The sequence below is a fragment of the Halomonas sp. H10-59 genome, assembly GCF_040070555.1.
Taxonomy (GTDB): Bacteria; Pseudomonadota; Gammaproteobacteria; order Pseudomonadales; family Halomonadaceae; genus Halomonas; species Halomonas litopenaei.
The window spans coordinates 2,384,550-2,403,288 of the sequence record NZ_CP098828.1; the positions used below are offsets into that span (position 1 = coordinate 2,384,550).

Genomic DNA, 18,739 nt, shown 5'->3' on the forward strand with positions numbered 1-18,739 from the left:
CGTGCCTAGCCTTTCTCCCATCACCCGCCGTCGCCTCGCCGTCTTTCGCCACCAGCGCCGTGCCTGGTGGTCACTGTGGGCCTTCGGCCTACTGTTCGTGCTCAGCCTCGGGGCCGAACTCATCGCCAATGACAAGCCGCTGCTGGTGCAGTATCAGCAGCAATGGTACTTCCCGATGCTGGTCGACTATCCGGATACCGTCTTCGACGGCTTTCTGCCGACCGCGGCGGACTATCACGATGACTTTACCCGCAACGCCATCGAGTCGGATGGCTGGATGCTGTGGGCGCCGATTCCGTTCTCCTACGACACCCTGGACGAGTATCTCGACCACCCTGCGCCGTCACCCCCGGATGGCCGCCATTGGCTGGGTACCGATGACCAGGGACGTGACGTGCTGGCGCGGGTGATCTACGGCTTTCGCCTGTCGGTGATCTTTGCTCTGGTGCTGACCGCCGGATCGCTGGTGCTGGGGGTGCTGGCCGGTGGGGTGCAGGGCTATTTCGGCGGCAAGGTCGACCTGATCGGCCAGCGCCTGACCGAGATATGGTCGGGGTTGCCGGTGCTGTTCCTGCTGATCATCCTGGCCAGCCTGGTGGAACCCAATCTGTGGTGGCTGCTCGGGATCATGCTGCTGTTTTCCTGGCTCGGACTGGTGGATATCGTGCGTGCCGAGTTTCTGCGTGCGCGCAATCTGGAGTACGTACGGGCGGCCAAGGCCATGGGGCTGCCGTCACATCTGATCATGTGGCGCCATGTGCTGCCCAACGCCATGGTGGCGACCCTGACCTTCATACCCTTCCTCTTCACCGGCGCCATCACCACCCTCACGGCGCTGGATTTTCTCGGTTTCGGGCTGCCGCCAGGTTCGCCTTCCCTGGGCGAGCTGGTGGCCCAGGGCAAGAACAACCTCCAGGCGCCATGGCTTGGGATTACCGCCTTCATGACCCTGGCGGTCATGCTGTCGCTGCTGGTGTTCATCGGCGAGGGGATCCGCGACGCCTTCGATCCGCGCCACGTCCAAAGCGCCAGCGGCAACACGACACCGCAAGGAAGCCCCGCGCATGAACAATGACACCCTGCTGTCGCTGGATCGTCTGTCGATCGGCTTCGGCGACACCACCGTAGTCAAGGAACTGTCGCTGGACGTCAGGCGCGGAGAGACACTGGCGCTGGTGGGTGAATCGGGGTCCGGCAAGTCGGTCACCGCGCTTGGCGCGCTCAACCTGCTGCCGCCCAACGCCACGATCAAGGGCGGTAGATGGCTCGGCGACACCGACCTGTCGCGGCTGACGCCGCGCAAATGGCAGGGGCTGCTCGGCAACCGCGTCGGTTTCGTGTTTCAGGAGCCGATGACCTCGCTCAATCCGCTGCACACCATCGGACGACAGCTGGCGGAGACCCTGCGCCTGCATCAGGGCCTGCGAGGCCGCGGGGCTCGCCACCGCTGCCGCGAATTGCTGGAACAGGTAAAACTGCCGCGAGCCGAGGAACTGCTCGATGCCTGGCCCCACCAGCTTTCCGGCGGGCAGCGTCAGCGGGTAATGATCGCCATGGCCATCGCCAACCAGCCTGAGCTGCTGGTGGCCGATGAACCCACCACCGCCCTGGACGTGACCGTACAGCAGGAGGTACTCGCCCTGCTGGCCGAGCTGCGTGATCACCACGGCATGGGCATGCTGTTCATCACCCACGACCTGAATCTGGTGCGTCGACACGCCGACCGTGTGTGTGTCATGCGTCATGGCGAGCACCAGGAAACCGGGACCGTAGAGCGGGTCTTCCAATCCCCCCAGAGCGCCCACGCGCGGGAGTTGCTGGACGCCGAGCCGGAAGGTGTCCCGACCCCCTGTGGCGATGCCCCGACCCTGATCGAGGCCCGCCAGCTAAGCGTCACCTTCGAACGGCGCCGACGCCTGTTCCAGCGTCCCCAGCCTGGCTTCGAGGCGCTGGCCCCGCTGGACTTGCACATCGCCGCCGGCGAGACCCTGGGCGTGGTCGGCGAATCGGGATCCGGCAAGACCACCCTGGCCTCCGCTCTACTGCGCCTGAACCAGGCCAAGGGGGTCATCGACTTCGCCGGCGCCAGGCTGGATCAGCTATCGGGCAAGGCACTGCGCCAGCAGCGCAGAAATCTGCAGATCGTGTTCCAGGACCCCTACGGCTCTCTCTCTCCGCGAATGCCGGTGGCGGATATCATCAGCGAGGGACTTCGCTATCATCAGCCTGAGCTTTCCGAGCAGGAAGTCAGCGCTCGGGTCCGTGCGACCTTGCGTGAGGTGGAGCTCCCGGAACACGTCGCCCAACGCTATCCCCACGAGTTCTCCGGCGGTCAGCGCCAACGCATCGCGGTGGCCCGAGCGATCATCCTCGAGCCGCGCCTGATCGTACTCGATGAACCGACCTCGGCACTGGACAGGACAGTGCAGAAACAACTGATCGCCCTGCTCAGGGACCTCCAGGCACGGCGCGGACTGAGCTATCTGTTCATCAGCCACGACCTGGCGGTGGTGCGCGCCATGGCCCACAGGGTGATGGTGCTGAAGGAAGGCCGTCTGATCGAACAGGGGGCCTGCATGGACGTACTTTCCCGGCCGGCCGATCCCTACACCAGGGCTCTGGTCAAGGCGGCGGGGCTTGAGCCCCAGAGATGAAGCAAGGCTGACAGGAGGTGTCCCGACAGGGGGGCGGTAGAAGGCATGGCATCTGAGCGCGGTTGCAGCCAAATGCGCTCCATGGCGGTTCATGCCGGGACTGGGGCCGTCCAGGCCTCAAACGTTTATTCTTTCGACTATGCCGTCGAATGTTGTTATTGCCACCTCGTTCTATACTGGCCGGGTTACCGTCCATAGGTCTCGCCATGTTCCGCTGCATCACGCTTCTTGTACTCGCCCTGCTCTGGCTGCCCGGCAGTCAGGTACTGGCTGGCGAGCTCGCGTTGAATGATGACTGGCAATATCGTTGGGGGGACTCGCCCCGCACTCCTGACGGAGAGCTTGAGTGGCTCACCGCCGCTGAAGGGGAATGGAAGTCCCTGGAGGGCATCGGCAATCCCCCGGGTCGTGACGGTCGCGACAGCCTCTGGCTGCGTCGGGAGTTGCCCGCCGGTGACTGGCTTCAGCCGGCGCTGTTCGTCTCAAGCCTCAACCTGGTCGCCGAAGCCTACGTCGATGGGCAACACGTCTATCGCCACGGTCAGCTCGAAGGACCGGACGCCGGGGCCTTCGCCGGCTGGACCTGGCACGCCATCGAGCTGCCCTCGCCCACCCAGGGCAAGACCCTGTACCTGCGCCTGAAGTCGTCCTACAAGGACATCGGGCTTTGGGGCAAGGTCGTGATCATGGAACAGTCACGGATACTGCCCTCGATTCTCGAGGCCACCAAGGGCGAACTAGTGATCGCGCTTGCCTGCCTTATCGTCGCAGCCCTGGCGCTCGTGTTGATCCTGACCCAGCCCGAACGCTGGCGGCTGGGTAGCCTCGGGCTCTTCTCGCTGGCGGTCGGTTTGATGGTGCTGGCCGAGAGCGACGCCAGCCAATTGATCGTGTTCGCGCCCCTGGCGTGGGACTATGTCGCCGCCATTGCCTATTTTTCTTTGCCGGTGGCCATGGCGCTGATCCTCGAGCACTGGTTTCCGCAGATCCCGCGACAGGGCATGCGACGTCTGTGGCTAGGCTTGCTGGCCTACGCCATCATCGCCCCGGCGCTGGCGATGCTGGACGTGGTATCGCTTCCTCCGACCTTTCCTTTGTTCGACCTGATACTGCTCGGGGCGCTGGCCTATATGGCACGCTGGCTGTTTCGCTATCGACGAGAGTTCGACAGCGACCAACGCCTGATCGTCGCCAGCTACGCCATCTTTGCTGCCATCGCCATCACCGACATGCTGGTGGCCCACGGCCTGGTGGGCTGGATCAGTGTACCGGTTCACCTTGGTGCCCTGGCCTTCATCGTCGCCATGATCGTCATCTCGACACGCCACTATGCTCGCTCCCAACGCCAGTTGCAGCGACTCAACGATCACCTCGAGCAAGAGGTGGCCGAGCGCACCCGACAACTGGAAAGCCTCGCAGAACAGGAGAGACAACGTGCCCTGGTGCTGGCCACCGAACACCACAAGACCCAGCGACTGGCCAGCCTAATCGACACGTTGCAGGCATGTACCAGCCTCGAGGAAGCGCTATGCCTGACCCAGCGGGCCATGCCGGAGATACTGGAACCGATGCAGGGCGCCTTCTACCGGCCTCAGGATCAGCCGGACAACATGACGCTGGAACTGTTCTGGCCCACCACCTATCGCCCCCCGGCTTGTCTGGACACCACCGCGATTCCGCCGCTTCGAACGCGCACGGAAGAAAGCCTGCCTGCCCTGGATGACCTGCTTTCGATCTCCGTCAGGAGGCCCCACTCGGACCCTTCGGCACCTTCCCCTGCCGACAACCTGCCTCACTGGGTCTTTCCGTTGGACTTGACCGGCCCGGATCGCCAGCACCGCCGACTGGGCGTGATCTGCGTCGTGCCCGACGGGCCACTGGTCAAGCGCCCGCAGTACTGGGATCGCACCCGCAGCTTCATCGAACTCGGCGTCAGCCGCCTGGCCCTGGTATTGTCGAGCATCGCCCTGCAGGAAGAACTATCGGCGCTATCCTATCGCGATGATCTGACCGGATTGCACAACCGTCGCTACTTCGATGAGCTTTTTGCCCACGAGACGGCTATTTCGTTGCGCAAGAAGAGTCCCTTGGCGGTGGTCATCCTGGACATCGACCACTTCAAGAAATTCAATGACCGCTATGGTCATGCGGCGGGTGACACGGTGCTTGAAGGGGTTGGCAGAATGCTGGCCAACAGCTTTCGTGACATCGACGTGGTCTGTCGCTTTGGTGGAGAGGAGTTCGTCGTGCTGCTGCCCGGCGCCGAGGCCGACGACGCTCATCATCGCATGCAGCGCATGTGCCACGCCCTGGCCAGCGCGAGCTTCCGCCACGAGGGCCAGAGCCTGGGTACGGTATCGGTATCCTGCGGCATCGCCAGCTTCCCGGCTACCAGCGACGATCCGAGCTGCCTGCTGGCGATGGCAGACAGCGCCCTGTATCGGGCCAAGCACGCAGGCCGGGCGCGCATCGCACTCGCCACGCCTCACGAGAACGGCTAGCCGGCTGGGGAGCCCTGAAGCACATTAGCGACAGCGCCCGGCCCCGCGCAGTCAAACCAGCGCTGTTAAAACAGCTCGCGTTCCTCGGCTGTCAATTCACGCCATTGGCCGGGTTCGAGTGACGCATCCAGTGTCAAGGGGCCGATCGTGTGGCGATGCAGCGTTTCGACATGGTTGCCGATGGCGGCGAACATGCGACGGACCTGATGATAACGCCCTTCGACGATGGCGAGTTCGACCTCCCTCGGCCCGTGACAGGTCAGGGTAGCGGGACGCGTCGGGGTCTCCTCGCCCTCCAGCATGATGCCCTCGGCAAAACGTGCGACTGCCTCGTCAGGGTCGTCCAGGTCCCGCGCCAGCAGGGCCTGGTATATCTTGGCGCTGCGATGGCGAGGCGAGGTGATGCGGTGGGACCACTGGCCATCGTCGCTCAACAACAGCAAGCCAGTGGTGTCGACGTCCAGCCGCCCTACCGGCTGCAGACGCTCGGCCTTGGGCAGATCGATCAGGTCAACCGCCCGCGGGTAGAGTCCCCGTCTGGCCGTGCACTCCACCCCGACGGGCTTGTGCAGCATGATGTAACGAAGTCCAACCAGCTCAAGAAGTCGTCCCTCCCAGCGCACCTCGTCATCACTCGCCACATGTCGCGCAGCCTTCTTTTCAAGCTCGCCGTTGACCGTTACCTCCCCGCGCACCAGGGCTCGCTTGGCCAGGCTGCGCGTCAGGTCGGTGGTCTCGCTGAGAAAGCGGTCCAGACGCATCAGTTGGCCTCGTCATCGGCGAGTTGAAAGGCGTCGGCATCCTGCCATGCCGGGAACTTCTCCCGGAATGCCGCCAATTCGTCGCGGTCGAGCACACCGGTCTTGACAAAGGGCTCATCACGCGCCTCGTCGATCAGCGCCTCACCCTTGGCATCGATCAACATGGAGTCACCCGAGTAGGCGAGGCCCTTGGCGTCCTCACCGACGCGGTTGACACCGATCACAGGGGCCAGGTTCTCGATGGCACGCGCCTGCAGCAGCGTGCGCCAGGGGTGGCGCCTCGGCGCCGGCCAGTTGGCAACACATAGAAGGGCGTCATATTCGAAGTGGGTCGATGGGTTCTGGCGTTGACGCAGCCATACCGGAAAGCGCAGGTCGTAGCAGACGCTCAGCAGGATGCGGAAGCCATTGAGCTCGACGATCACGCGCTCACGACCCATGTCGTAGCGTTCATGCTCGCCTGCCATGCGGAAGAGATGGCGCTTGTCGTACCAGCTGATGTCGCCGTCCGGTCGCGCCCAGACCAGGCGGTTGAAGTACTCGCCCTGCTCCTCGATGGCAACGCTGCCGGTGACCACGCAGCCTCGTTGGCGAGCCTGATCCACAAGCCATGCCACCACGCTGCTGTCCGCCATGGGCTGGGCCATCTCGCGTGAGTTCATGGTGAACCCGGTGGCGAACATTTCCGGCAGCACGATCAGGTCGGTATCGTTGGCGCCCAGGTCCGCCAGGCTGTCCTCCAGCATCCGGCAGTTGGACTCGGGATCTTCCCAGTGAAGGTTGCACTGGACAAGCGTCGTACGCAGCTGTGTCATGGTAGTCTCATCAATTGACGTCGTCCCCCTAGCCTAAACGACACAGCGCCTTGTCGCAGCAGGTGGCAACGGTCGAATGCCCCAGGCCCCGGAAAACCCCACCGTCATCCGGCCTGACGCGACGATCGGCTCAACCTTCGCTACCAACATCGATACCATCATCGATACCAACGTCGACACCAACTTCGGCACCAACTCTGAACGGGAATTCGCGGCATGAAAGGACTCTCCACACCCTCGGCCCAGGGCGTCGCCTTTGCGCTGCTGGCTTATGGCACCTGGGGTGGATTCCCCCTTTTCTTCGCATTGTTCGACGGCGTAGGTGCACTCGAGATACTCGCCCATCGTGTCATCTGGTCGTGCCTCTTTCTGGCACTGGTCATCAGTCTGCTCAAGCGCTGGTCGGTCATCGCCAACATTCGCCAGGCACCTCGACAACTACTGCCGGCGCTCGCCTGCGCTCTGCTCATCGGTGCCAACTGGGGCCTTTATATCTACTCGGTAGAGACTCACCGGGTGCTGCAGGCGAGCCTGGGCTATTTCATGACACCGCTGGTCAACGTGGCGCTGGGCGTGGTGGTGCTCAAGGAACGCGTCGCGCCGACGCAGCGCCTGGCCATTGGCCTTGCCCTCGGTGCCATCGTGCTGCAGCTGTTCCAGTTGGGCACCTTGCCCTGGCTGAGCCTGTGCCTGGCGGTGTCCTTCGGCACTTACGGACTGCTGCGCAAGCAGCTTGCGCTGGACGGGCTGTCGGGCCTGTTCATCGAAACGCTGCTGCTCCTTCCTCTGGCGCTGCTGCTGATACAACAGCTGCCGGTCAGCCACTTCGATGGGGCGCTATTCTTCACCGCCCCCTACAGCGCCGCGCTGCTGATGGCCTCCGGGGTGCTGACCGCCCTGCCGCTGCTGGCCTTTGCCGGCGCTGCGCGCCGGCTGACCCTCGGTACTCTGGGATTTCTGATGTACATCAATCCGACGCTGCAGTTTCTGATTGCGTTGTGGGTGTTCAACGAGCCCCTGGCGGTCGAGCAGCTTACTACCTTCGTGCTGATCTGGATCGCGCTGGCGCTCTACTCCTGGTCGAGCCTGCGTCAGCAGCGCCGAGTGCCCACCTGACGCAATACCGTCGTCGGTATGGGGCCCGCTGGCTTCTCGCCATAGACCGCGACCAGATCCTCCAGCTCCATCGGTGGCGCGAAGAAGTAGCCCTGCCCTTCCTGGACCCCCAGGGTGATCAGCCAACTTGCGTCCTCGACGGTCTCGACGCCTTCCGCCACCACCGTCAGTTCCATGCGATGGCAGAGTCCCACCAGCGCCGCATACGCCTGACGCGCCTGATCGAAACGCCGCGCGGCGTGGAGTAATGAATAATCCAGCTTGATCGCCGCCAGGGGCAGGCGCTGAAGCAGGTTGAAGGCAGTGTAGCCGCTACCGAAGTCGTCCAGGGCGACGCCAATACCGCGTTCGTGGAGCCGCCTCATCTGTCGCTGAACCCGCTCGACGTCATCGACATGCTCGTGCTCCACCAGTTCGAGTGCCAGGCAGCGTGGAGGCAGCCGACGTCGCGCCAGTTCAGTCACCATGAAATCGGGGAAGTCATCGGCCACGAGCGTCGAAAGGTGGACATTGACCGAGACGGTACCGAGCCAGGCAGCGCCTCGCAGTTCCATCAGCCAGTCGAGGGTGCGGCCGATCACCCAACGGTCGAAACGCTCCGCCAGGCCGATCATCAGAATGACCGGAAGAAACTCCGGTGGCGGAATATTGCCCGCGTCGGGATGACACCAGCGGATCAACACCTCGGCACCGACCAGGGTTCTGCTCGAGGGCGCCATCTTGGGTTGGGCCACCAAACGCCATTGATTGCCGGGATTCTCGATCAGCAGACTGACCTGCCGGCACAGCCAACGCAGCTGAGTCTCGTGATAGGGACCCGCCGCGGTCACCCTGAGCACCGGACGTACCCAGCCTTCGCTTTCCAGCCGCTGCACCCCCTCTTCCAGCGAAGCCAGACAGTTGGTCAAGTCGGTGGAATGGCCGGGCACCACCACCACACTGGCATGCCAGCGCAGGACCCGTGCGCTGTCGCGTTGCTGAAACTGCCCCACCAGGGCCAGGTAGCTATCGAGCTGGGATTCCACATCGGGTCCGTGGGCCTGGGCAGGGACCATGCCGATCAGCTGCTCTTCGCCCCCCAGATACAGCCGCCAGCCCTTGGGGAGGTGCGCCTTGAAGACATCGATACTGATCCGTAGAAGCCCCTCCAGGCTGCCGCTGCCAAAGCGCCTGCGATAGCTCCTGAGTTCGGGTGAGACCAGCACAAACAGCCACTCCACCTCCTCGCATCGACTGCCTCGATAGTCGCTTACCAACGCCAGCCTGGTAGGCAGACCAAAGCGCTGATCGACCATCAACTTGCGACGAAGACGTCGTGACCTGTTGCGCGCCACCAGCAAGGCCCCCACGCCCAGCAGCGAGCCAACCGCCACCACCGACACCCCGTACAACGCCTGACGATACTCCCGCGCGACCTGCTCCAGCCGCCCGCGAACGCCGATCCACTGGAACGGGAGGTTGTCATGGCCCTCGAACAGACGGTACCAGCGGGCATCGATCAGGTGACGCTGGGCCATCACCGAGGAACTGGCCGGTACCAGGTCAAAGGCTGGCGTCAGCGCCAGTTCCACGGCGGCGTGGGCAAGGAAGTCGACATCGAGAATCGCCCCGCCGGCACAGCCTATCGCCATCTGGAATTCGAAATGGCAGAACACCGGATAGCCCTGGGCGGCCAGCGCTTCCAGTCGATGGGCGGTACTTCCCGCCCCTTCGGACCAACCGGAGTCCTGCCCCCCTTGCATGTACAGTCGAGTACCCGGCGGGCTTCGGGATAATCGCTCGATCACCTCTTCCGGGGTCCAGCCAGTGACCACATCGACCAGGGTCACATCGGCGACACTGCCGATCACCTCCACCATGTCATCGACGACATTGAAGGCGTGTTCGGAGTCTTCGGCCAGCAACATCAAAGGCACCGGTGAGCCAAAGGTTTCCACCAGCATATTGAGCGACTGCGCCATGACCGGGTAGGACTTGAGCAGTTTCACTCCAAGCGCCTGGGCCTGCTCCCTGAAGCGGTCATCATTGAGTCCCAGTGCCACCACCTTGCGCGGCCAGGGGAGCTCGTCACGATACTCCAGATAGAAGGCCATGGCGGGGTCATCGGCAATGATCAGACTGCCGCTTTCATTCAAGGTGCTGGCGGTCAGTCGCTGGAGCAGGGCCTCATGGGCCAGCGGCCGCGCCAGGCGCAGCGCATCGACATACTCCACCAGCAGTTGTCGGTCTGCGCTGGCTTCGTGACGAAAACGCGCCTCGACACTGCTGACCACATCGTCATTCCACCGGTACCCCTGGTGGTAAGAGGTCAACAGTGTCAGTGAAGCACCCTGCGACTCGTCCAGTTCATCACCCGATAGCATCGCAGAAGCGACCATGGCCACCAGGCCAAGGGTGGTCGGCACAAGTCTCCTGAGTCTCACCAGTAGCAGTGACCTCAACCACGGGAGAGGGCACGGCCCGAGCAGGATGTGCATGAGTAAGGCTCCCACGGGAGCGTCTGCTGGCGACGTTCGATCAAGTGCTGTCTCGCCCCGTAGATGAAGCCTAGAAGCCACCGATGCTCCGCTCGCGCTCCCTTTGGAGGTAGCGATGGACTGAAGATGGGGTTAGGTCCAGCGCGCACCGTCTTTGACCTCGCGCATGTCAGCCGGGATGATCGCTACTCGCTTTCAGGATGACGGCCGCCCATGTCCTCGACCACCGCGCGATCCCGCCCCACCGCTATCGGCAGCAAGCCACGGCTGCTGCTGATCGGGGCAGGCCACGCCCATCTGCATCTGCTGCACCAGAGCTCCTTGCTGTCGCGCTTCGATGTCACCCTGGTCGACCCCGGCGCCTTCTGGTACTCGGGCCTGGCCAGCGGCGTGCTGGCCGGCGACCATTCCCCTGCGACCGACAGGATCGATCCAGCGGCGATCTGTCATGGGCGAGGGGTTGCGCTGGTCAGGGCGCGTCTTTGTGCGCTGAACACCGACATGCGCCAGGCGCTGCTGTCCAACGGGACCTCTCTGGCGTTTGATCGACTGGGGCTGAATCTGGGCTCTGCTCCTGCGTTGCGTTCGAGCGATGATGAAGCCAGCGGCGATAGCGCAGCCTCGCTACCAGGCGACAAGCAGACACACTGGCAGATCAAGCCCATCCCCCACCTGGTGCGGCTGCGTCGCAGCCTCGAGCGTCGGTTTCAGTGCCGACAGTCGGTGAGTGTCGAGATTCTCGGAGCCGGCGCCAGCGGGGTCGAGATCGCCTGCGCCATCGAAGCACTCGGCCGCCGCCACCAGCTCGCCGCTGGTGCTCTGACCATTCGCCTGCGACATCGCGGCTCTGGCCCCTTGCCAGAAGCGCCCGCGCGAGCCCGACGCTACCTGTTGGCAGCCCTGGAGCGTCGCGGAATCCTTGTCGTCGACAGCCTCCATGACCGACATCTGCCGGCGTCCGACATCATCGACGCCACTGGGCTGGGTCCTCCGCGAGGACTCGAGAGGTTCGGCCTGCCGACGATCGTTGGTCGCGGCATAGCCATCGACCCGTCGCTTAAGGTCCAGGGGACCGACGGCGTCTTTGCCAGCGGAGACTGTGCTGCACTGATCGACCATCCCTTGCCACGGCTGGGCGTCCACGGGGTTCGTCAGGGCCCCGTACTGGCTCGCAACCTGATCGCATCGCTGGACCCGCAGGCGTCACTGACCTCTTACCGCCCGCCTGCGCGGGCCTTGTCCATCGTCAATCTCGGCCACGGCGAAGCTTTAGCGCTCTACGGAAACGCCTGGTGGGGCGGACGACTGGCCAGCCGTCTGAAACGTCATCTGGACCTGAATTTCATGCAGCGTACCAGGCGTCTGCGCTGACAAGACTCTACTCGCTCACCGCTTTCGGCTAGGCTAGAGGTTTCTCGGCAAGCGCCTGCGCCAGGCCCCCAATACCCTGACTAGGACGTCGGCATTTCCATGATCAAGCGTTACCTTCCGATTCTTGCCTGGTTGCCACACTATACGCCGCGTCTGCTGGGGGGCGATCTGCTGGCGGGTATCATCGTCACCGTCATGGTCATCCCCCAGTCGCTGGCCTACGCCATTCTGGCGGGTCTGCCTGCCGTGGTCGGACTCTATGCCAGTCTGCTACCGGCGGTGGTCTACGCCATGCTGGGCACCAGCCGGTCGCTGGCGGTGGGCCCGGTGGCGATCATCGCTCTGATGACTGGCGCCGCTCTGACCAAGGTGGCCACTCCCGGTAGCGCCGCGTACGTCGAGGCGGCGCTGGTGCTGGCACTGCTGTCGGGACTGATGCTGACCGCCATGGGCATGCTGCGCCTGGGCTTTTTCGCCAACTTTCTCAGCCACCCGGTCATCGGTGGCTTTCTCTCGGCCTCGGGACTGCTGATCGCCATCAGTCAGCTATCTCACCTGCTGGGCATCGAGGCCGGTGGCTATACCGCCCTGGCACTGATCTACAGCCAGCTATCCCACCTCGACCAGACTAACCTGACGACCCTGGCGATGGGCGCCTCGACCCTGCTTTTCCTGTGGGCGACCCGCCGCTATGGGCAACACGCTCTGACGGCACTGGGCCTGCCCAGGGGGCCTGCCAGCATGCTGGTACGCGCAGGTCCCGTGGCGGCGGTGGTCATCACCACGCTGATCAGCTGGCGATGGGATCTTGCCTCCAGGGGGGTTGCGACCGTGGGGCAGATCCCCGCCGGCCTGCCAGCCTTCGGTCTGCCGACATTCGAGCTGGGCCTGTGGCACGCGCTGCTGGTGCCGGCGCTATTGATCAGTGTGGTGGGCTTTGTCGAGTCCATCTCGATGGCCCAGATGCTGGCCGCAAAGCGCCGCGAGCGCGTCTCCCCCAATCAGGAGTTGATCGGACTCGGCGGCGCCAACCTGGCCGCTGCTGTCACCACCGGCATGCCAGTCACCGGCGGACTGTCGCGCACCGTGATCAATCAGCAGTCTGGTGCACGCACCCCCATGGCCGGTCTGTTTGCCGCCATCGGTATCGGTGTGGTGACCCTGGCGCTCACTCCCCTGCTGGAACATCTTCCGATCGCCACCCTCGCCGCCACCATCACCGTGGCCATACTGACGCTGGTGGATATCCCGCTGATTCGCCAGACCTGGCGCTACTCCCGCAGCGACTTCTCGGCCCTGGCGGTGACCATGCTGCTAACGCTGGTGGAGGGCGTCGAAGCCGGCATCATCGCCGGGGTAGGTCTCTCGATTGCGCTTTTCCTGTACCGTACCAGTCGCCCCCACAGTGCCATCGTCGGTCGCATCCCTGGCAGTGAGCACTTCCGCTCGATCACCCGGCATCAGGTCGAGACCGTCAGCCATCTCGCCCTGTTCCGGGTCGACGAAAGCCTCTATTTCGCCAACGCCCGCTATCTCGAAGACACCCTCTATACACTGGTGGCCCAGCGCCCCGAGCTGAGCGACGTGGTACTTATCTGCTCTGCAGTGAATCTGATCGACGCCTCGGCGCTGGAAAGCCTGGACGCGATCAACGCCCGTCTGAAGGACTCTCGCGTCACCCTTCACCTGGCCGAGGTCAAGGGGCCGGTGATGGACCGGCTGAAGCATTCCGACTTTCTCGATGAATTGACCGGCCGCGTGTTCCTGAGTACCTATGCCGCCTGGACGGAGCTTCGACGTACCCGGGACTGAGGTTCACCAGACTCGCCTCGCCGGACGATACCCGGTATCTGCCCGGTAGCTGCCCGACAACTACCAGGCGAGTCCGGAGCCGTGTCGCTCTTGCGGGTCGAAGGGTCGGCCTCGAGCCATCGGTGCCGTAGATAGGAAAGCCGCACCTGCTGCCATCGACACAACTGGGTGCCGACCGATGCCTTAGGAGAATATCGACATTGTCGGCATTGCGGTAAGATGGCCCGGTGATACATGGACGGGCCACGAGATGGAAGACTCACCCAAGCAGAACCTCGCCATCAGCGCTTACCGCTGGCTCAAGCAGGACATCATTCGTGGCGTCTTCGCCCCGGGCGAAAAGCTGTTGATGGCAAGGCTGAAAGAACGCTACGACCTGGGCGTGGGGCCGCTGCGCGAAGCCCTGTCCCAGCTGGTTGCCGATCGCCTGGTGGTTGCCATCAGTCAACGTGGTTATCGGGTGGCCCCCATGTCGCTGGCGGAGCTCGAGGATCTGTACGATGCCCGCGCCCAGCTCGAGGGGCTGATGCTGGAGTTGGCCATCCAACGCGGTGACGATCGCTGGGAAGCCGATATCATCGCTACCGCGCACACCCTGGCCAAGGTCGAAAGCGTCAGCTCCTCCGAGGAGCTGCTCGATATCTGGGACAGTCGCCACAAGGCCTACCACAGTGCCATCGTGGCCGGTTGCAACTCGCCTCACCTGATGCAGGTGCGCGAGACCCTGTTCGACCAGGTCGAGCGCTACCGCCACCTGTGGCTTCGCGAGACGGTGTTTTCCAGCGAGGCCCTGGCGGTCAAGCGTGACGAACATGCGGCACTGACCGAGGCGGTATTGAGTCGGGACGCCGGCAAGGCCCGGCGCATGATGCGTGACCATCTGATGACGCCGGTACCGATCATCACCGAAGTGATGGCCCGGCGCGGCCTGGATTGAGTCACCATGACGGCGCGTACGCTTGAGCAAGGCAGTGGGCCTGCGCTCACCTGCGCTCAAAGAAGGGCCACACTCCCGCCTCGGCGCGCAGTGAGCTACTCCCCAAGGGAGAGCGACAGCGCCAGACGGATAGCTGCACACTTGGAAGAGCACCGTGCCTGGTCCTGAACCTCGATGGGCGCGGGCACCGTCTGGACAGGGCCCGGGATTGTCACCGGACTGTCACCCGTAACACCTAGACTTTTCATAAATCTGATAGCCGTACGCGTTGCCACCGGAGGAATACCATGCCCCATCTACTCAGATTCTCGCGGGACCTGGAGGCACGCCTGGATTTCCTGGCCGAAAAGACCGGCCTGTCGAAGGCTGCACTGATCGAACGTCTGGTCAGCGAAGGCGCCGAGGTCCTCGAAGCCGAGCTGGCCCACGAGGGCGCCGGCAGCCAGCGTGCGGAGCGCTCCATCGATCAACTGCTGCGCGAAAGCGGGCTCGGCGCCTGACGACTCGCCTGAAAAGTGCCTGCGCTCGGTAATACGGCGTTAAATGCTCATTTACACCCCGTAAACTGCGCTTTCTCACCGATTTTTGCCTTGTCTAACCTTCGCTCGTCGACTTTTCGGACAAAGCCTAGCGCTGCGCCTGGTGCAGACCTTCTCGCAGCGCTTCTGGCTCCCCCCCGGCCGGCTGCTCGGACATCGCTCTTGCCAGCGCCGCTCTGGGGTCGCGAGGATAGTAGCGTTCCGGCTGACGTGCCACGTGGGGAAAGAACCGCGTGTCCTTGTAGGGCATCTTCATGAAGCCTGAGATACCCAGACCCTCGATCAGCTTCACCGCATCGACGATGTCCTCGAGACAGTCATGGAATTCCTGCTCCCTTGAAGGGTCGAGCAGCCGATAGTGGTGGTGAATCTTGAGATGCGACGGCAGCACCTCGAAGATGATCATGCCGGTGTGGTGGATATCATTGAGCGCCTGCAACGAGGTGATGATCGCCTCCGGCAGTACCAGCAATTCCTCAGGGTCGGGACCGTCCTCGAAATAGCTGTGCAGACGTGAGCGATCCTCCAGTTCCGGTACCGCGCTGACCTCATAGGACAGTTTCAGCGACGGATCGACCACGAAGGGGTGATCCGGACTGGTCCGTTCCAAGTGCAGGGTATCGCGGGCATTGAACAGGCAGCTCTTGAAGATGCCCCGCCGATGGATCGCCCGCGCCAGGGTCACCATGTTGTTGACCGCCGCCACGAAGGCTCGCTTGAGCCCTGCGTCGTGCAGATTCAATGACGAGTCGATATAGACGCCATCGGCCTCCCAGCGCACCGCCAGTCCTCCGACCACCGGGTACTTGCCCAGCCGGCTGACGGCGGCCAGAAAGGCCTTTTCGGTCTCCCCCATGCCCTGCATGAAGTTGCGATAGTAGCGGTCCAGCTGAACATCGTTGACGTCATTGAGCGTCTCCTCCACGCCCTCTTCCCTCAGAAAAGCCTTGCGCGAGCTGTACACCACGGTATCGATCTCGCGACTCAGCGCACGGCTCCACACCGGCACCTGCGCCACTTCCTGGGGCCGCGGCAGATCGAGCATCACCAACCGTCCCAGGCGCGGCATTTCGGTAATGAAGTGGTCGCCGGCCCTCAACCGCACCTCGGGGTCGGGATCGAGCATCCCGTCCAGGGTCCTGGCAAACTCCATCGGCAAACCCAGCGAGGTGGCGGGAATGGCGCGATGTCCAAAACGGCAGGACTGCGCCGAGGCCAGCGCGTAGAGGGTCCCGGCGACACCCTGCTCGTCGAAGCGCGGTGATGACAGCGCGCCCCCAAGCTGGTCCTCGCCGATGAAATAGACGTCCCCGAGCCTGGCATTGGTCTGCTGCAGATTGTCGGACATCAGCTCCATCACGTTGGCGCTGACGAACTGCAGCCGTGCGTCAAGCTGTGCAAATACCGACGACCCCCAGTCGATCAGCGCCACCGTTTCGTCGCGGGCGTCAAACACCAGATTCGACGGTTTGATGTCACCATGGACCACCGGCTTTCTCGGGGCGCCGGCGGGGGTGGTTTCACGCCTCAGCTCACGCAGGATATCGGCCAGTTGGGTGGCGATACGCACCACCAGCCGTGGTGACAGCCGACCCTGACGCAGCGATACCTCTTCCAGATTGAGCCCCGGAGCCCGCTCCATCACCAGAATCGCCTGGTGGCGCACCCGCTGATAGGCGACCAGCGCCGGCACACGGGGATGCACCACCTGCTCGAGCATGAAGGCCTCTTCCTCGAGGCGATCCTGCAGGTGCTGCGGCAACGTGACCCGGCTGAACTTGAAGACGTGATGGCGCTGGTCGGGACTGACCCCGGCAAACACGAAACCGTAGGCGCCCTTGCCGACCAGCTCGATGCGCCGATAGCCCAGCTGCTCGAGCTGGGTACGACACAGCGCGACCCACTCCTTGAGCTTGCGCGCGTCGTCCTGGCTGAGCAGGTAGATCGACTGATCTTCCGGGATGTAGAACTGCTGCAACGGGGCCTGGGGCATGGCGGTATCCTCCACCGATACACGATGCCACGGCGGCGCCTCGGGCGCACGCCGTCACAACCGTTCAGGACAGGTGAAGCAGCATGCTTTCAGGGTCCTCGAGATAGCCTTTCCAGGCATTGCAGAAACGCGCGATGGTGCCGCCATCCAGCAAGCGATGATCACCGGCCCAGGTCACCGTCATGATGCCCCGACGCACGACCTGCCCTGCCTCGTCGAAGCGTGGCAGCCACTGGGTCTTGCCGATGGCCACGATCGCCGACTCGGGGATATTGATGATGGGGGCGGCATAGGTCCCGCCGAGGGCACCGATGTTGGAGATACTGATCGTGCCTCCCTTGAGGTCGCTGGCAGCCACCCGCCCCTCGCGCGCGGCCTCGGTCAGGCGCTGCACCTCGGCGGCGATCTCAAGCAGGCTCAGGCGCTCACAGCCCTTGATATTGGGCACCATCAGGCCGGCCTTGCCGTCCACCGCCATGCCCACGTTGCAGTGGGGCGGATAGTGGATTTCGGTGGCCTCGTCATTGAGACGCGCATTGACCAGGGGATGTTCGTCGATCGCCAGCGCCAGCGCCTTGATGAAAAACGGCATCAGGGTGAGCTTGACGTCCCTGGCTTCGGCCTGGGGCTTGAGCCGGCCGCGCAGGGCCAGCAGGTCGGTGACGTCGATCTCTTCACCGTACTGGAAGTGCGGCACGCTGCTGGCCGCCGCCACCATCTGGCGCGCCATGGCCGCCCGGACCCCGCGCAGCGGTTCCACTCGCACCTCTCCCTCGTCGCGGGCTGTTCCATCGGTGCCGGCGAGAGAGCCCGTCCCTGCTGACTCGGCCCCGGAATCGGCCGCGGAGACGGCACCGCTGTGTCGAGCGCCATCGAGAAAGCTCAGCACGTCTTCCTTCAACACGCGGCCCTGGCGACCGCTGCCGGGAATGTCCTCGAGTCGCAGCTGGTGTTCTCGGATCAGTCGGCGTACCGCCGGGCTCGCCGGGATGCGCCCGTAGGGGCCCTTGCCCCCCTCGGACGCAGCCTTGTGCACGGGAGAGTCACTCTTTGGGGTCGGGGTCGGGGTAGGGGGCGACGCCTCCTCGACCGCCAGCGTTTCACCAGCGGCGGCGGCACCCGCCACCTGATAGGCAAACAGCGGCGCATGGACCTTGGCCATCTCGCCCTTGGCCACATACAGCTCGGCGACGACCCCATCTTCCGGCGCAGTGATCTCGACCATGGCCTTGTCGGTCATGACATCGACCAGCCGCTGGTCTTCGCTGATCTCGTCACCCTGGGCCACGTGCCATTCGACGATCTCGCACTCGACGATGCCCTCACCGATATCGGGCAGAATAAAGTCCACCCGTCGCCCCGCACCGCCCTTTTCGCTGGAGCTCGACGGCGGTTCTACTGGCTCTGCCGGCTCCTGGACAGGCGCCTCTGCGGCGCTCTCCGCCTGCACCGGTGTGTTGTCTTCGCTTTCTGCCTGGGCCTCTCCGCCCTGCCCATCGCCGCCCTGATGCTCGCCACGATAGGCAAACAAGGGCGCATGGACTCGCGCCATTTCACCCTTCGCCACGTGCAGCCTGGTAACGACGCCGGCTTCCGGGGCGGTGATTTCCACCAGCGCCTTGTCCGTCATCACCTCGACCACAGGCTGGTCTTCGGCGATGGTATCACCCTCGGCAATCTTCCATTCCATCACCTCACACTCGACGATGCCCTCGCCGATGTCAGGCAGCTTGAACTCTGTCATGTCTTGGCTCCCGGCGCCG

14 protein-coding genes are annotated in these 18,739 nt (G+C 63.9%); 9 read left to right on the plus strand and 5 right to left on the minus strand.

Annotated features, from left to right (window positions below):
- The first annotated feature begins 1 nt into the window (after position 1).
- The 3 genes from NFG57_RS10345 (at position 2) to NFG57_RS10355 (ending at position 5,155) form a co-directional block, all read left to right on the plus strand.
- On the plus strand, positions 2–1,075 hold the full coding sequence (locus NFG57_RS10345) for an ABC transporter permease (protein ID WP_231498690.1): 1,074 nt from the start codon (positions 2–4) through the stop codon (positions 1,073–1,075).
- Positions 1,065–2,654 (plus strand): dipeptide ABC transporter ATP-binding protein, encoded by a 1,590-nt coding sequence (locus tag NFG57_RS10350; RefSeq protein WP_045993726.1) that lies wholly within the window; start codon positions 1,065–1,067, stop codon positions 2,652–2,654. The genes NFG57_RS10345 and NFG57_RS10350 overlap by 11 nt, the downstream gene beginning before the upstream one ends.
- A 206-nt stretch (positions 2,655–2,860) precedes the next feature.
- Positions 2,861–5,155 (plus strand): GGDEF domain-containing protein, encoded by a 2,295-nt coding sequence (locus NFG57_RS10355; protein WP_052704431.1) that lies wholly within the window; start codon positions 2,861–2,863, stop codon positions 5,153–5,155.
- A 65-nt stretch (positions 5,156–5,220) separates the two neighbouring features.
- Here NFG57_RS10355 and NFG57_RS10360 read toward each other — a convergent pair whose 3' ends face one another.
- Both NFG57_RS10360 and NFG57_RS10365 read right to left on the minus strand, forming a co-directional pair.
- A complete protein-coding gene (locus NFG57_RS10360) occupies positions 5,221–5,916 on the minus strand; it encodes a pseudouridine synthase (RefSeq protein ID WP_045993727.1) in 696 nt (231 codons plus the stop codon).
- Complete coding sequence (locus tag NFG57_RS10365) at positions 5,916–6,731, minus strand: amidohydrolase (RefSeq protein ID WP_108133382.1); 816 nt, start codon at positions 6,729–6,731, stop codon at positions 5,916–5,918. Before NFG57_RS10365 ends, NFG57_RS10360 begins: the two co-directional genes overlap by 1 nt.
- Positions 6,732–6,807: 76 nt before the next feature.
- Between NFG57_RS10365 and NFG57_RS10370 the strand changes: the two genes are divergently transcribed.
- Both NFG57_RS10370 and rarD read left to right on the plus strand, forming a co-directional pair.
- Complete coding sequence (locus NFG57_RS10370) at positions 6,808–6,951, plus strand: hypothetical protein (RefSeq protein ID WP_222569494.1); 144 nt, start codon at positions 6,808–6,810, stop codon at positions 6,949–6,951.
- Complete coding sequence (gene rarD, locus NFG57_RS10375; protein WP_045993729.1) at positions 6,948–7,847, plus strand: EamA family transporter RarD; 900 nt, start codon at positions 6,948–6,950, stop codon at positions 7,845–7,847. The genes NFG57_RS10370 and rarD overlap by 4 nt, the downstream gene beginning before the upstream one ends.
- Here rarD and NFG57_RS10380 read toward each other — a convergent pair.
- On the minus strand, positions 7,823–10,252 hold the full coding sequence (locus tag NFG57_RS10380; protein WP_348814261.1) for an EAL domain-containing protein: 2,430 nt from the start codon (positions 10,250–10,252) through the stop codon (positions 7,823–7,825). The genes rarD and NFG57_RS10380 overlap by 25 nt on opposite strands.
- Positions 10,253–10,537: 285 nt before the next feature.
- Here NFG57_RS10380 and NFG57_RS10385 point away from each other — a divergent pair, with 285 nt between their 5' ends.
- The 4 genes from NFG57_RS10385 (at position 10,538) to NFG57_RS10400 (ending at position 14,944) form a co-directional block, all read left to right on the plus strand.
- Positions 10,538–11,695, plus strand: a complete 1,158-nt coding sequence (locus NFG57_RS10385; protein ID WP_348814262.1) for an FAD-dependent oxidoreductase — start codon at positions 10,538–10,540, stop codon at positions 11,693–11,695.
- Between the two features lie 99 nt (positions 11,696–11,794).
- A complete protein-coding gene (gene sulP, locus NFG57_RS10390; RefSeq protein ID WP_286985384.1) occupies positions 11,795–13,507 on the plus strand; it encodes a sulfate permease in 1,713 nt (570 codons plus the stop codon).
- A gap of 250 nt (positions 13,508–13,757) precedes the next feature.
- Entirely contained in the window at positions 13,758–14,444 is a 687-nt protein-coding gene (gene csiR / locus NFG57_RS10395) for a DNA-binding transcriptional regulator CsiR (RefSeq protein ID WP_045993733.1), read from the plus strand.
- 287 nt (positions 14,445–14,731) lie between these two features.
- Positions 14,732–14,944, plus strand: a complete 213-nt coding sequence (locus NFG57_RS10400) for a ribbon-helix-helix protein, CopG family (protein ID WP_045993734.1) — start codon at positions 14,732–14,734, stop codon at positions 14,942–14,944.
- A 127-nt stretch (positions 14,945–15,071) separates the two neighbouring features.
- On the opposite strand, the gene NFG57_RS10405 is transcribed toward NFG57_RS10400, so the two are convergent.
- A complete protein-coding gene (locus NFG57_RS10405; RefSeq protein ID WP_348814263.1) occupies positions 15,072–16,976 on the minus strand; it encodes a protein kinase in 1,905 nt (634 codons plus the stop codon).
- Between the two features lie 64 nt (positions 16,977–17,040).
- Positions 17,041–18,720, minus strand: a complete 1,680-nt coding sequence (locus NFG57_RS10410) for a dihydrolipoyllysine-residue acetyltransferase (RefSeq protein WP_348814264.1) — start codon at positions 18,718–18,720, stop codon at positions 17,041–17,043.
- Positions 18,721–18,739 lie beyond the last annotated feature (19 nt).